This window comes from Bacteroides sp. ET225 (genome assembly GCF_024733745.1).
Taxonomy (GTDB): Bacteria; Bacteroidota; Bacteroidia; order Bacteroidales; family Bacteroidaceae; genus Phocaeicola; species Phocaeicola excrementipullorum.
Genome location: NZ_JANRHN010000040.1, coordinates 1 through 16,546, shown reverse-complemented (window position 1 = coordinate 16,546; position 16,546 = coordinate 1). Strand labels below are relative to the sequence as shown.

7 protein-coding genes and 1 pseudogene are annotated in these 16,546 nt (G+C 47.4%); all 8 read left to right on the top strand.

All coding sequences use genetic code 11. From position 1 onward, the window contains the following. Positions 1-251: 251 nt before the first annotated feature. Positions 252-2,606, top strand: a complete 2,355-nt coding sequence (locus NW212_RS13260) for a glycoside hydrolase family 3 N-terminal domain-containing protein (protein ID WP_258339117.1) — start codon at positions 252-254, stop codon at positions 2,604-2,606. A 255-nt stretch (positions 2,607-2,861) separates the two neighbouring features. Next, positions 2,862-5,006 carry a glycoside hydrolase 43 family protein gene (locus tag NW212_RS13255; protein WP_258339116.1) on the top strand — a complete coding sequence of 715 codons (2,145 nt, stop codon included), beginning with the start codon at positions 2,862-2,864 and terminating at the stop codon, positions 5,004-5,006. 389 nt (positions 5,007-5,395) lie between these two features. Next, complete coding sequence (locus tag NW212_RS13250; protein ID WP_258339115.1) at positions 5,396-8,578, top strand: TonB-dependent receptor; 3,183 nt, start codon at positions 5,396-5,398, stop codon at positions 8,576-8,578. Positions 8,579-8,599: 21 nt separating this feature from the next. Next, a complete protein-coding gene (locus NW212_RS13245) occupies positions 8,600-10,246 on the top strand; it encodes a RagB/SusD family nutrient uptake outer membrane protein (protein WP_258339114.1) in 1,647 nt (548 codons plus the stop codon). An 11-nt stretch (positions 10,247-10,257) separates the two neighbouring features. Beyond that, positions 10,258-11,736, top strand: a complete 1,479-nt coding sequence (locus tag NW212_RS13240) for a glycan-binding surface protein (RefSeq protein WP_258339113.1) — start codon at positions 10,258-10,260, stop codon at positions 11,734-11,736. 18 nt (positions 11,737-11,754) lie between these two features. Continuing rightward, on the top strand, positions 11,755-13,206 hold the full coding sequence (locus NW212_RS13235; protein ID WP_258339112.1) for a cellulase family glycosylhydrolase: 1,452 nt from the start codon (positions 11,755-11,757) through the stop codon (positions 13,204-13,206). A 110-nt stretch (positions 13,207-13,316) separates the two neighbouring features. Further along, a pseudogene (locus NW212_RS13230) lies at positions 13,317-14,837 on the top strand (glycoside hydrolase family 43 protein); the annotation flags it as partial. After that, positions 14,838-16,214, top strand: a complete 1,377-nt coding sequence (locus NW212_RS13225; RefSeq protein WP_309148254.1) for a glycoside hydrolase family 43 protein — start codon at positions 14,838-14,840, stop codon at positions 16,212-16,214. Positions 16,215-16,546 lie beyond the last annotated feature (332 nt).

Here is a 16,546-nt window from a genome sequence, read left to right as displayed (position 1 = left end):
GCCCGTTTTGTTTCCTGCCTCTCCTATTCAACAATCGGAGCATCAAAGCGAAACATACGCCCCCTCATTTTCAATATCCATGCAACGGAGAATCTGTAGGAGGATACGGGAAAAAGACTATCTTTGCAGACGGGGGAGCGATTGGAGCATCCGCAGCCGGAAATGCGGACTATCTGCTAAAATAGTATCGGCATAAACGGCAAATTCCCCCTACATTTGTATATTACAAACCAAAAACAGATAAAAATTTCATGAAAAACATTTCCAAATTCGCAGTGGCATCCATGCTATGTACAGGTGCCCTGTTGCAGACCGGCTGCCAACAGCAGAAGGCAAGTCCTGCCATCCCGTCCGACCCGCAAATCGAAGAAAACATCAAGCAATGGCTGGACAAGATGACACTGGAAGAAAAAATCGGACAGATGTGCCAGATTACCATCGATGTAGTGACCGACTTCGATGCCAGCCAGAAAAACGGATTCACGCTTGACAAGGCGAAACTCGACACCGTGATAGGCAAATACAAGGTAGGCTCTCTGCTGAACGTACCTCTAAGCGTGGCACAGACAAAAGAAAAATGGGCGGAAGCCATCAGGCAGATTCAGGAAGTCTCGATGAAGGAAATCGGAATCCCCTGCATCTATGGTGTGGACCAGATTCATGGAACGACCTATACACTGGGAGGAACCCTGTTCCCTCAAGGGGTGAACATGGGTGCCACTTTCAACCGGGAGCTGGTGAAACGGGAAGCCGGAATATCCGCTTACGAGACAAAGGCAGGAAACATTCCCTGGACATTCGCCCCTGTGGTCGACCTCGGACGTGACCCGCGCTGGTCGCGCATGTGGGAGAACTTCGGGGAAGACTGTTATGTAAACGCCGAGATGGGTAAGGCAGCTGTAGAAGGCTTCCAGGGGAACGACCCGAACCATATCGGGAAATACAACGTGGCGGCCTGCATGAAACACTACATGGGTTACGGAGTACCCGTTTCGGGAAAGGACCGCACGCCTTCATCCATCTCACGGAGCGACATGCGCGAAAAACATTTCGCCCCATTCCTTGCCGCCGTACGTGACGGAGCGTTGAGCGTAATGGTCAATTCGAGCGTGGACAATGGAATGCCTTTCCATGCGAATGAAGAATTCCTCACCCAATGGCTGAAAAAAGACTTGAACTGGGACGGACTTATCGTGACCGACTGGGCGGACATCAACAACCTTTGTGTCCGTGACCATATCGCCGCCACAAAGAAGGAGGCCATCAAGATTGCCATCAATGCCGGAATAGACATGTCGATGGTGCCCTACGAACTGAGCTTCTGCGACTATCTGAAGGAACTGGTGGAAGAAGGTGAAGTGCCGATGAGCCGCATCGACGATGCGGTGTCACGTGTGCTGCGTCTGAAATATCGCCTCGGACTGTTCGAGCGTCCTTACTGGGATGTGAAAGAATACGACAAATTCGGTTCGGAAGAATTTGCGGAAGTCGCACTGCAGGCAGCAGAAGAATCGGAAGTGCTGGTAAAGAACGAAGACAGCCTGCTCCCGCTCGCAAAAGGGAAACGAATCCTGCTCACCGGTCCGAACGCCAATTCGATGCGGTGCCTCAACGGAGGATGGTCGTACAGCTGGCAGGGACACCGTGCCGACGAATGTGCGCAAGCCTACAATACTATCTATGAATCACTGTGCAACAAATACGGGAAAGAGAACATCATCTATGAGCCGGGCGTAACCTATGCGCCCTACAAGAACGACAACTGGTGGGAAGAGAACACGCCGGAAATCGGGAAGGCCGTTGCCGCAGCAAGCCGTGCCGATGTAATTGTCGCTTGTGTAGGCGAAAACTCCTACTGCGAAACTCCGGGCAACCTGACCGACCTGAACCTGTCGTCCAATCAGCAGGAATTGGTGAAAGCACTGGCAAAGACCGGAAAGCCCATCGTTCTGATTCTCAACCAAGGCCGTCCCCGACTCATCAAGGATATCGAACCGCTTGCCAAGGCTATCGTGAACGTGATGCTTCCGGGAAACTACGGGGGCGATGCACTGGCAAACCTGCTCGCAGGAGACAGCAATTTCAGCGGAAAGATGCCGTTCACTTATCCGAAACACATCAATGCACTCGCCACATACGACTACAAGTCCTGCGAGAACATCGGGCAGATGAACGGGAACTACAACTATGATTCCGTGATGGACATCCAATGGCCGTTCGGATTCGGATTGAGTTATACTACTTATAAATATGCCAACCTGAAATTGGACAAGACAACTTTCAACGCCGACGATGAACTGACATTCACGGTAGACGTGACCAATACTGGAAAGACGGCAGGAAAGGAAAGCGTGCTTCTGTTCTCGAAAGACCTTGTGGCAAGCAGTACGCCCGATAACATCCGCCTGCGCAACTTCGACAAGATTACGTTGCAACCGGGCGAGACTAAGACCGTCACGCTGAAACTGAGAGGAAGCGACATGGCTTTCGTAGGCTATGACGGCAAATGGAGACTGGAAGAGGGTGACTTCAAGTTCAAGTGCGGTGACCAGTGGATTGACGCAAAATGCAGCGAAACCAAAATCTGGGAGACGCCGAACAAATAAACTTAATAAAAAGAAAATCTTTGAGAGTCAAGGGGATGTCAAAATAGAATTCCGCCATCAACAAGCAATGTCATCTTGAACGGATTGACAAGATGGAAATGACATTTTATTCTGACATACCCGCTTGCCGGCTTTTATGGGTTGTGTGTATTCGGGGAAAAAACTGACATAAAAACAATCAGCTATCATCCGAATGCGCACAACTTTTTTAATCCATAGGCTATCTTAAAATATTCATTCAATAAAACGACAACAATGAAAAGAAATCTATTCCTGTTTACAATGAGAATGCAGATGCGGAAAATCCTGTCATTAGCCGCCATTCTCAATCTGGCAATTCTTGCAGCATGGGGACAACCGAAATCCTGGACAGCCGACAACGGAAACGGAACCTTTACAAACCCTTTGTTCTACGACGAATTTTCCGACCCCGATATGATCCGGGTGAATGATACGTTCTATCTGGTAGGTACAACAATGCACTGCAATCCCGGTCTGGTCGTTCTGGAATCAAAGGATCTTGTCAACTGGGAATTCTGCAGCTACGCATTCGACCGCATTCCGGTCGATGATTCCAGATTCCGGCTCGAAGACGGAAAGGAAGCATACGGACAAGGCATCTGGGCTCCCTGCATCCGGTATCATGAAGGAAAGTTCTACATATTCTCGAACATCAACGGAATCGGAATGCAAATCTTTGTTTCCGAAAATCCGAAAGGTCCATGGGAACACCACAATATGGGAGGGTCCACCCACGATGTATCCGTATTGTTTGACAACGGGAAAATATATGCGATTTACGGCTATGACGAGGTTCATTGCGTTGAAATCAAACCGGACCTGAGCGGTTTTGTGGAAGGCAGCGACCGTTGCATTATACCTCGTGGAAATGCCATGGGAGAGGGACATCACGCCTACAAGATTGACGGAAGGTATTACATCATCAGTGCTGACTATGCGCCTATGGGACGGATGATGTGCGCACGTGCCGACAAACTGGAAGGTCCTTACGAGACACGCGTAATTAGCTGTCGGGAAACAATGGGAACCGAGCATTCCACATGGATTACAAATGTACCGATGGACGGTGCCATGCCGGAAATGAAGAAATGGAAGATGGAAATCCACAAGCCCAATGCGGACAATATGGGATGCGCGACACTTCATCAGGGAGGGATAATCCAGCTGGAAAACGGCGACTGGTGGGGCTTCTCCATGCTGGACTTCCTTGCAGTCGGACGCACCACTTGCCTTTCACCCGTAACATGGGTGGACGGATGGCCGTATTTCGGACTTGAAAACAACCTGGGACGCTCCCCGAGAACATGGTTCAAGCCCGATGTGTCAACGAAAGTCACGCCCCACGCCCCATACGTCCACAGCGACAACTTCGACTCAGGGAAACTATTGCCCGTCTGGCAATGGAACCATCTCCCCGACGACAGCAAATGGACCATAAAGAAAGGCAGACTCCGTCTGCACACGATGCCTGCCAAAGACTTCTATTGGGCAAAGAACACCCTGACCCAACGGGGTATCGGTCCGGTTTCCGTCACTACCGTAACGCTGGACGCTTCCCACATGAAAGAAGGAGACATTGCCGGTCTCGGACTGCTGAACATCCCTTATGAGTGGGTAGGCATCGCCGTAAAGGACAAAAAGCCCTGCCTGCACTACTATAATCTGGGTACGGACGAAACTATAGAAATGCCTCTGGACCAACCAAGAATGTTCCTGCGCATCACCGGCGACTTTGAGCACGAATGGGCAGAATTCAGTTACAGCTTTGACGGCGTCAATTTCCGGAATATAGGGAAACGGTTGCCCGTACCGTATCAGACCAAGATCTTTCAAGGTGCGAGATACGCACTGTTCGCATTCAACCGCCAAGGGAAAGAAGGCGGATATGCCGAATTTGACGATTTCAATGTGGAAGAGCCTCTTGCCGACCGCAGCCGCAATATCCCGTTGGGAAAGACCGTCAGTTTCCTGAACCTCGGCAACAGACAATGGATGCAGGCAAACCCGCGCAGAATGGTCTATTCCGTATGGGAAGACATGAAAAAACGCAACCCTTCCGACTGTATGTTTGAAGTGCAGGACAGAGGAAACGGAAAAGTCGTTCTCAAGGCCGTAAACGGGACAGGCTATATGACCGTAGCCGGTTTGGGCATGTCCGGTGACTTACGCCTGTCTCCGGTGGAAACGGAGGATTGCCTGTTCATGTGGCAGGACATGCTCCACGGACAATGTATGCTGATGTCATTGAAGACACACCGCTATGTAGGGCTGGATCCTGCATCGGGCGAAGCCTATGCCGCCGACTGGCCGGGAACATCGGCAAGCCGGATGAACGGAACCGTATTCCTCTGGGAGGAAGCGGGAAGCAACGGCAAATGAAAACCGGCATACATGAAAGACGACTGCCAAAGTCCGACATTCGTCCGGAGAAGGGGCGTGTCAAAATAGAAATGACTTTTTATTTGACACACCCCTTTCTGCCCGACGCAAGTTCCGACTTACAGCAAGCACACGAAAAGGTACAACAACACACGCAATGATTCCAAAAGCCCGTTTCCCTGCCTACAATACCCTCTGAAACGGGTATGAAAAGTTCCGGAAACATTCCATACATCCGAAAAAAACATTTAAACATTCTATTCTGAAAAAACAACACACCTCAAAAACATCCTAGCATCCGCTTCTGTACAACTTTTCTTAGATTTGACAAAAAAAACAAACAGACAAGAAAACAGAAATAATTCGGTTAATTTTTAAAATGTTGTATCATGAAAAACAGTTTTAGGACAAGACGAAAAAGTCTTTATCTATGGTGCATTGCGTGGACCTTATTTTTAGTGGGTCCTGCCAATCCCACTTTCGCCAGTCCGCTTCAGGACAGGACAGTAACAGGAACAGTTACATCCGGGACTGACGGCAAGGCTCTGATTGGAGTCAGCGTACAAATACAGGAAAGACCCGCAGTGGGAACAATCACCGATCTGGACGGAAAATATTCCATCCAGGCCCGTTCCAACGAGACACTGATTTTCTCCTACATCGGCTACCAAACCCAGAAAATCAAGGCGAACAAAACGATTGTTAATGTACAGTTGAAAGAGGACTCAAAAATATTGGATGAAGTAGTTGTAGTAGGTTACGGTACGATGAAAAGAAGTGACCTGACAGGTGCGATGACTTCCATTAGCGAAGACGAAATCAAACAGTCGGTCATCACCTCACTTGACCAGGCACTTCAAGGCCGTGCCGCCGGTGTATCCGTCACCCAGAACTCGGGAGCTCCGGGCGGAGGTATCTCCGTCAGCATCCGCGGTATCAACTCACTCAACGGAAACGAACCGCTCTACGTGGTGGACGGTGTCACCATCTCCGGAAACAACAACACCAATTCGAGCGTCCTTTCAGCCATCAACCCGTCCGATATCGTATCCATGGAAATCCTGAAAGACGCTTCCGCCACAGCCATTTATGGGTCGCGTGCCTCAAACGGTGTCGTCCTCATCACTACCCGGCAAGGCAAAGCGGGAAAGACGCAGATTTCATACGAAGGATACTATGGTCTGCAGCAGCTTCCCAAACAGCTGGATGTGCTGAACCTGCGCGAATATGCCGAATATTACAATATGCGCACGGCAATCATCGGATTCGGGGAACGTACCGAATTCCAGGACCTTTCCCTGCTGGGCGAAGGAACAAACTGGCAAAATGAAATTTTCCAGAACGCTTCGATGCACAACCATCAGATAAACATTTCGGGAGGAAACGACAATGTGAAGTACTCCATATCCGGCGGTTACCTGAAACAGGAAGGAATCGCCATCGGTTCCGACTTTGAGCGTTTCTCCGCACGTGTCAACATCGACAACAAGATTACCAAATGGCTGTCTACCGGACTGAGGGCATCCGTGGCAAAAACGACTCAACACAATACGATAGACAACGGGAACATCATCCGCACAGCTATCGAACAGTTTCCCGACACGCCTGCACGCAACCCGGACGGGACATGGGGCGCACAGGAAACAACAAACTTCGGCAATTATTTAGCTAACCCAGTAGCCGAAGCTCTCTTACGTGAAAACTATGACAAAGGGACGCAAATGTACATTGATTTCTTTGCAGACCTCACACTCTGGAAAGGACTCGTATTCCGTGCAGAATATGCAGGAAATTATTCCTACAGCAACAATTATTATTACCAGCCATTTTACGACTACGGCCATTTCCAGCAAACTTCAGAAGGAAGACGCAGTGCCAATAATGGTTCATACTGGACACTCAAAACCTATCTGACCTATAACGGAACATTCGGGAAGCACAATGTCTTGGCAATGGTCGGCCACGAAGCACAAGAAAATTCATGGGAGAATCTACAAGGAAGTCGCCAAAATTACATATTCAACACGATACACGAACTGAATATGGGGGATGCAACTACAGCCAAAAACAGCAGTGGAAGAGGTTCATCTGCAATCGAATCCTACTATGGAAGATTTAATTACGGATATGACGAACGCTATCTCGCCACATTCACACTCCGCGGAGACGGGTCGTCCACTTTCGGTCCTGCCAACCGTTGGGGCGTATTCCCGTCCGTAGCGTTGGCGTGGAGAATCAACAATGAAAAATTCCTAAAAAATGTCAAATGGATAAACAATCTGAAGCTGAGAGTTGGATGGGGACTGGTAGGTAACCAGTCGGCAAACAACTATGCATACGGAGTGACAATGGTATCAGCTGCCAGTATCTGGGGGACTGGATTCTATCCAGGAAACTACCCCAATGATAAACTTAAATGGGAGGAGACTAAGGCTTATAATGTTGGACTTGATTTGAACCTTTTTGACAATCGGGTGGAATTCATCTTCGACACTTATTTTAAAAATACAGACAACCTGCTGATGCAGGCCTCACTGCCTACCTATGTGAGCGGCATTATCACCTCACCGTGGGTAAATGCAGGCGCCATGCAGAACAGAGGGGCTGAATTCACTCTGAATACGGTCAACATCTCAACCAAAGATTTCGTATGGCGGTCGGGACTGACCATTTCATTCAACAAAAACAAGATTACTGACCTGTATACGGAAACATCAAGTATGTCGGGAGTCCTGGACGGAACGCAGACATTGACCCTCTCCGTTGTAGGACAGCCGGTAGGACAATTCTACGGCTACAAAGTCATCGGCATGTTCAAGACGGAAGACGACTTCTACCAAAGGGACAGGGACGGGAATTTCCTCCTTGACAGAAACGGAAGCCGGATTCCGGTCGCCCTTCCGGAAAACAATCATATCACCCCCAACGAAACATGGATAGGTGACTTCATCTTCGAAGACCTGAACAAGGACGGAGTAATAAACGAACAGGACCGCACCTTCCTGGGGAATCCGGAGCCCAAATTCTCCTACGGGTTCAACAATACGTTCACCTACAAGGGCTTCGACCTGAATATCTTCATCAACGGTGTCTATGGCAACAAAATTATGAATCTTCTACGCCAAGAATTTACCAACCCCATGAGAAACAGCAACTTGTTGAAAGAAGCTACCGGTATAGCCAAAGTGGAGGTGGTTGACCCCTCGTCTCCTTCAGACGCAATCTGGAACGTGCGGTTGAGCAATCCGGAGTCTGCCACTGTACAGCGCATCAGCGCGACCAACGGCAATGACAACAACCGTATGAGTGACCGCTTCATAGAAGACGGTTCCTATCTGCGAATCAAGAACATTTCGCTGGGCTACAGCTTCCCCAAGAAATGGATAAACAAATGGAAAATAGAGAACCTGAGAATCTATATGAATATCCAGAATGCCTTTACATTCACCAAATACAAAGGTTATGACCCGGAAATCGGAGCGTACAATTACAACGTACTCCTTCGGGGTGTAGACTATGCACGCTATCCGTCACAACGGATCTGTACCTTCGGACTGAACCTGAGCTTCTAACCACATAAAAACAATATGACAATGAAAAACAAAATAATATCAGCATTGATTGTACTCGCAGGCATCTGCCTGTCGGGATGCAAAGATAGCTTTCTGGACCGTATTCCCGAAAATTCATACGTGGACGGAAACTTCTATGCCTCGGACGATGCACTGGAAGCGGCAACCGCTCCATTGTACAACAGGGCATGGTTTGATTACAACAGGAGACCAATCATGTATTTGGGAAGCACACGCGCCAATGACTTTTATAGTCCGTGGGCTTTCCCTGAATTTACGACATTCCAAGTAACTGCATTAAGCGAAGATCTAGCAAATGCATGGAAATCATTCTACAGCGTAATAACAATGGCAAATCAGGTCATAGACGATGTCAATACCAAATGCACAGCTGATGTAACCGAAGAATCAAAAATAAAAGCCATCGCAGAATCACGTCTAATGAGGGCCTGCGCTTATTTTTACATGATAAGAGCATGGGGATCTGTCATTATCATCGAGCATAATCAGGATGTAGTCGACAATCCGGTCCGCCCGCTGAACAGAGAAGAAGATGTGTTCCAGTTCATCATCAACGACCTGACCTATGCAGCGGAGAACCTGCCCGAAACAGGAAGCCAGCCGGGAAGAGCGACACGCTGGGCAGCCGAAGGGATGCTGGCAAAAGTCTATCTGGCACGCTCCGGATGGAAAAAAGGAGGGCAACGCGATGAAGAGGATCTGGAACTTGCCAAACAATACGCCGCAGATGTCTGCGACAACAGCGGACTGGAGCTCCTCCCCAACTATGAAGACCTGTTCAAATACAAGTTCAACAACAACGAGGAATCATTGCTTGCAATGCAATGGGTACCTTTAGGAGAATGGGGAACAAACAACTGCCTTTTATCAGAATTAGCCTTTTCAAGTGAAGTTATAGGAGGAGAAAATGCATGGAGCGGATTTTATGCCGGCATAGACATGCTACAGCAATATGAACTTGCAGACACATTGCGCCGCAACGCCACTTTCTTTACCAACGGCACCTACTATCCGTATATCTGTATTGCAGACGGAGGATATACTTACAAAGATTATGGTTCACCAATAAAAAAAGGTGTACCAGGAGGAGCTGATGATAATGACGGATACGTAGGTGCCGGAAGTTCTCCACTCAACACCTATATACTGCGTCTGGCAGATGTGTATCTAACTTATGCAGAAGCTTGTTTGGGGAACAACGAATCCTTGAGTTCAGGCCCCGGATTGAACTATTTCAACAAGGTACGTTACAGAGGATTTAATGGGAACGGTACTTGGAAAAAATCTTCCATCACGCTCGATGACATTATCAGGGAACGGAGAATAGAGTTCTGTGCAGAATTCAGCAACTGGTATGACATGGTGTCATGGTACTGCTGGAAACCGGAAAAGATGCTGGATTATTTCAACAACAAACAGCTGCGCGGATACAGAGCAGACGCCACCAAAAAAGACGAGAGAGGTTACCTACATTTCGGTCGATATGACAACTCCGGGAATTTTCTGGAAGGAGAAGAATATTACAATGCTCCTACGGTGGAGATAAACATCACCGATAATGATATCTTCCTGCCTTATCCGGAATCCGATGTCATCCAGAACCCACTGCTGAGAGAAGATCCGGTACCTTATAACTTTAACGAATAAATCATGCACACATGAAAACACTTATCAAGAAAATCATTCACAATGGATGGCCGGCTATATTCCTGCTGGCGATTCTGACACTCTCCACCGTTTCGTCATGCAAAGATGATGACGGCGGGAACAATCTGCCTGTGATACACTATTTAAGATTGACCGACCCAGCTCTGGCGGACAGTACCTTTACGGATGTAGAACCGGGAACTATGCTGGCTGTCATAGGTGAGAACCTGGACGGTGTAATTGAAGTCTATATCAATAACCAGAAAATCAGCTTCAATTCCACCTATTCTACACCGACCAGCCTGATTATAACGGTTCCATACGATGAAGATTTCAAACTGACATCCACAAACCCTGAACTTCAGGCCGAACTGCGAATAGTCACAAACCACGGAACAGCCACGTTCCCGATGCACGTACTCTCACCGGGACCGACCATATTCTATGTCTCGGCATTCTATCCCATCGAACCGGGTGACGAGGTAACCTTAATGGGACAGAACTTCTATGAAATCAAGCGGATTTACTTCAGCAAGGACTCCGTTGAGGTGACCATGCCGATAACTGACTATCAGGTAAGCAACGACTATGAACAGATTACGTTCAATATGCCGGACAGACTATCGAAAGAAGCAGGCTATATCTTTGTCGATTGCTATACCGACGAGGCAAGCATCGAATTTGTACCAAGTGGACCGAAACCGGCCATCACCGGAATCAGTTCCACGATGCCGATTCCCGGAACGGAAGTCACCATTGTAGGCAAGAACTTCATTAATGTATCAAAGGTCAACATAAACGACGAGTTCGACATTCCAAAAGAAGACCTTGAAGTTTCCGAAGCCATGAACGCCATTACATTCACAATGCCGGAGGCTCCGGAAAATTCGGGAAAGATCAGCGTGGCCACTATTGGCGGAACTGCAGAATTGGAAGGATTCTATCCGCGAGAACACATCGTTCTCGACTTCGACAAAGTAGGTCAACATAGTTGGGGTGACCATTCCGGAGTCTGGATAAGCGATGGAGAAAAAGACCCTTACGTTGCGGATGGTCAATATTCCGGTATCGTCGGAATCATTTCAGCCAATAACTCCTGGTGGGGACAAACTGTAAACAGTACAGTCTGGCCAAATAAAAATATCATACCGGACAACACGCCGATTTCAGAATTGGAACTGCAGTTCGAATGCTATGTCACAAAACTATTTGACGGTCCGGTACTGGAAATCCAGATTGGAGGAAATTTCGACACTTCACTGAAAGATTATGTACCCGTAAGCTCATTCACAGGAAAAACAGAGACTGCGGAATGGATGCAATGCAGTATCCCATTGGAATCACTTGTGGCAGAAGCGACATGGAAGGAATTTACAAGTCGGGTCAACGAGTTGGGAATCTATGTAAGAAATCCGAGTAACAAAAACGATGTATCCGTTGAATTCTACGTGGACAACTTCCGTATCGTTCCTATCCAAAAAGAAAATTAATTTTTAAGCAAAGCAAATATGAAAACGAAAATAACATACCTTTTTCTGCTCCTTATGACAATGGTTCTTGGACTGCAGTCCTGTAAGGCCGACAAAGTGGACGGAGCGGTTTTCTCACTCAGCATTGACGGACAAGAATCGACAAGTATTACGTTCGGCTACGGACAGACTTTCGTCATGGCGAAGCTTTCCTCCAATGCGGGATGGAGCCTGTCAAGCGACCAATCCTGGTGTACCTTATCAAATGTATCAGGCAACCCGACTGACGAACAATACATTAAAATCGCGGTAGAAAGAAATACAACTGATGCGGAACGTACAGCAACCATAACTATGAACGCAGGTGGAAATATCCGCCAGTACACAGTCACTCAGACCTCAAAGAATGCGGAGACTTATCCAGCGGGAATGGAAAAGGATGCCATCGAAACCATCAAGTCCATCCAGATGGGAATTAATTTGGGGAATACATTGGAAGCTACAGGTGGAGAAGAAGCCTGGGGAGCACCATATACGACCCAAACAATAATTAATCAAATAAAGGATTGGGGCTTCAACGCCATCCGTGTCCCCTGCTCATGGGACCAGTATTTGGAAGCTGACGGCATAACCATTAAGCCAAGTTGGATGAACAGAGTCAAAGAGGTGATAGACTACTGCATGAATGCAGATTTATATACAATATTAAATATCCATTGGGATCAAGGATGGATGGAAAATCATTGTAATGCATCCATGGAAACTCCTGAATCTATAGCCCAAATTGAATCAAAGGTATATAATTTATGGACGCAGATAGCGACTACATTCAAAGACTATGACGGACGGTTACTTTTTGCTGGAGCAAACGAGCCTGTAGTAGAAAGTCGTGAAGACATGATTGTCCTGAACAGATACGAACAAGCATTTGTACATGCCGTAAGAAGAACCGGCGGAAACAACCTTTACCGCAATCTTGTCATCCAAGGACCGCGGACCGACATCAACAGAACAGAGATGTGGATGCAATTACCAGAAGATACGGTTTCTGCACGAATGATTATAGAAGTACATTTTTATGACCCGGCCCAATTCTGTCTGGATGACAATCCGAATAGCTGTACCTACTTTTGGGGAGAACCTTATGCTAAATACGGTCCTATCAATGAAGGTTCACAGGAGGTGCATGTATGTGAACAATTCGAAAAAATGAAAAAGAAATTTGTGGACAAGGGAATACCTCTCGTATTGGGGGAATATAGTGCCATGTACCGTACGCACCCTGTTGATTCTCTCCAAGAGGTCTGCCATGAATCGGAAGGTTACTTCACAGGCTATGTTACGGAACAAGCCAAGAACAACGGACTGGCTCCTTTCTTATGGGATATACAAAATGGAGGACTGTTTGACCGCAATGAGGGAAAAATACTGCTGCCGACTGTGTACAACCAGCTGAAAGAAGGAGCGGAAAGAGGACAATATCCATTCTAAGATAAATCTTAAACTCAAAGGCACAAAGACACATAGTCCTTCAAACTACTGTCTCGCAGGCTGTGTGCCGATGTGCCTTTGCCTTTTCACCAAAACAAGAACAAGACAACATGAAGAAATTGGCATTCTATCTGATTACACTATTGTTCCTGGCCACAGGGAGCAGCCTTGCACAAGGGTATAAAAATCCGGTCATTCCCGGATGCCATCCCGATCCGAGCATCTGTAAGGCAGGAGAGGACTATTATCTTGTGAATAGCTCATTCGAATATTTTCCGGGAGTTCCCCTTTTCCACAGCAGGGACCTCGTGAACTGGGAACAGATCGGGCACGTGCTGAACCGGGAATCCCAACTGAAAATCAAAGGAGGAAACATGTGGGGCGGCATCTACGCACCCACTATCCGTTACAATGACGGTACTTTCTATATGATTACAACCAACACTTCAGACAGGGGAAACTTTCTGGTATATACCGATAACCCGTATGGAGAATGGTCGGACCCTGTCTGGATCAGACAGGGAGGCATCGACCCTTCACTCTATTTCGAAAACGGCCGCTGCTATCTGGTGAGCAATCCCGATGGTGCCATCTGGCTCTGCGAAATCAACCCGAAGACAGGAGAGCAGCTTTCCGAATCGAAGCGCATATGGGGAGGAACAGGCGGACGCTATCCGGAAGGACCGCACATCTACAGACGGAACGGATGGTATTACCTGATGATAAGCGAAGGCGGAACAGAATACGGGCACAAGGTGACCATCGCCCGCAGCCGGAACATCGGAGGCCCGTATGAGAGCAATCCTGCCAATCCGATTCTGACCCACATCAACCAGAACGCAGAAAACAATCCGATACAGGGAGTCGGCCATGCCGATATGGTGCAGGCACACGACGGTTCCTGGTGGCTGGTATGCCTCGGTTTCCGCACGCAAAACGGACAGCACCACGTGCTGGGACGCGAAACATTTCTGGCTCCCGTCGCATGGAATGAAGACGGATGGCCTGTCGTAAACGGAGACGGTACCATCAATCTGGATATGAAAGATGTCAAGACACTCCCCCAAACCACCGTCAGAAACAGTCCGGACTGGGATTTCAACAATCCGCAGTTAGGAGCGGAATGGAACTGGATTGGCATCCCGGACAAAAAGAACTATTCGCTCACGGAGAAAAACGGATTCCTCCGGATAAAGGGAAGCAGTATCAGACTGGATGATTACGGGTCGCCTTCTTTCGCAGGCCGCAGACAGGAAGACATCGAGTTTCAGGCCACTACAAGAATGCAGGCAAAAGGGAACGGGAATGCCGGAATTACGGCCTATCTGTGTCCTTCCGCCCACTATGACCTGTTCGTTTCCGAGAACAAGCTGAAGCTGCGCTACCGCCTGAGCGAACTCTGCTACGAAAAGGATATCTGCCAGGTGCCTGATGATTTCATTTATTTGAGAATCAAAGGAGATGCGGCCACATACACCCTGGCTTATTCTACAGACGGCACACATTACACTGAAGCAGGACGTATGAATACCCGTTATTTGAGCACTGAGACCAACGGAGGGTTCACCGGTGTCTATCTGGGACTTTTCGCCGAAGGGCAAGGATATGCGGACTTTGACAATTTCAAATACATGCCTGTCGTTCCGGAAGTTTCTCCAAAACTGACTTCAAAAGACGCAAACCCGATATTGGATTTCATGTTTACCGCCGATCCGACAGCAATCGTCCACGACGGACGACTGTACGTCTACGGCACAAACGACCAGCAACAATATGAAGCAGTGGGACGTGACGGCAGAAACACGTATGAACACATCAAAACACTGGTCATGATGTCAACGGACGACATGGTGAATTGGACTTATCACGGTCTGATCAAGACAGACAGCATCGCGCCATGGATTGTGGCATCATGGGCTCCGTCCATCGTCAAACGGAAAGAAAAAGACGGAAAGACACATTTTTACCTCTATTTTTCCAACAGTGGAGTAGGCACTGCCGTACTGACCTCCACTTCTCCTGTCGGTCCGTGGTCCAGCCCGCTCGACAAAAGCCTCATCGACGGGAACAATCCCGAGTTGGGTGACTGTAGGGTTCCTTTCGACCCCGGAGCCGTCATTGACGACAAAGGTATCGGATGGTTGGCCGTAGGCGGGTCATGCGCACGCATCATGCGGTTAGGAAAAGACATGACAAGCATTGACAGCCCGATAGTACCCATCTATGCTCCACATCATTTTGAAGCAAACGAACTGAATTTTATCAACGGAACTTATGTCTATACATACAATACCGACTGGCAGGACTACAGCGACTGGCCTTTCCCGACCGAAAAGCCGACCACCTGCTGCATGACATACATGACCAGCAAGAATCCGCTTGACAGTTGTAGCTGGGAATACCGCCACAATTATTTTAAAAATCCGGGGGATTATGGATTCGATTTCAGCAACAATCACACCCATTTGGAAAAATACTGTGGGAAATGGTATATATTTTACCACACGATGAGTCTGCAGCACAGTTACAATACGGACGGAGGGTTCCGTAATATTTGCGTAGATGAAATCAAGGTGGACGAAAAGAACCTCGACATCCACATGGGGAACCAGACACTGAAAGGCGTGGAACAGATACGACCTATGAATCCGTTCATTGTTCAGCAGGCAGAAACTACAGCTGCCACACAGAATGTCAAATTTGTAAACGGGAAAAGAATTGGTGACATGCATGCCGTGACCGTTCCCAACAAGACAGGTATCATTGCCGTCAGAGGGGTAGCTTTCAGTAAAGTTCCTTCCAGTTTAGAAATTAAGGCATCTGGGAATGGAACCATAGATGTTCGTCGGAACAGTCCGGAAGGAGAGGTTATCGCTTCAATTAAAGTTAGCAATTCGCAAATGAAATTCATCAAATCTGAAATTCAAACGAAGATGAAAGGCTTCGTAGACCTTTGTTTTGTTTTAAAAGGAAACAATCTCACATTTGATGAGTGGCAATTTAAATGATGCTTCCCAAAAGAAATAAGGTTGTCTTCAAAGTTTTATAAAAAGCTGAGATTGATTTATTATAATCTATAAGTTTAACATAAAAATCTTCTGCTTGTAGTTCTATAAGTGACGTAAACAAAGGCTAAAGTAGGGATATTCAGTAAATATAACAAATTAGGGATATTCAGTAAATATAATAAAATTAGCCAACTAATTCATACACAATGTATTGCGAATTAGTTGGCTTTTTTGTATCTTTAGATATTCCCCCGAAAATAAGGTTTGACAGCCAAAACGGGGGAAATCCCCCAACAAAGATATGGCTAAGATACAAAATATTTCGGAAATAC

Coding starts and splice junctions, on each gene's coding strand:
- NW212_RS13250 (WP_258339115.1), top strand. CDS start 5,396: ATGAAAAACAGTTTTAGGACAAGACGAAAAAGTCTTTATCTATGGTGC.
- NW212_RS13225 (WP_309148254.1), top strand. CDS start 14,838: ATGCCTGTCGTTCCGGAAGTTTCTCCAAAACTGACTTCAAAAGACGCA.
- NW212_RS13260 (WP_258339117.1), top strand. CDS start 252: ATGAAAAACATTTCCAAATTCGCAGTGGCATCCATGCTATGTACAGGT.
- NW212_RS13235 (WP_258339112.1), top strand. CDS start 11,755: ATGAAAACGAAAATAACATACCTTTTTCTGCTCCTTATGACAATGGTT.
- NW212_RS13240 (WP_258339113.1), top strand. CDS start 10,258: ATGAAAACACTTATCAAGAAAATCATTCACAATGGATGGCCGGCTATA.
- NW212_RS13255 (WP_258339116.1), top strand. CDS start 2,862: ATGAAAAGAAATCTATTCCTGTTTACAATGAGAATGCAGATGCGGAAA.
- NW212_RS13245 (WP_258339114.1), top strand. CDS start 8,600: ATGAAAAACAAAATAATATCAGCATTGATTGTACTCGCAGGCATCTGC.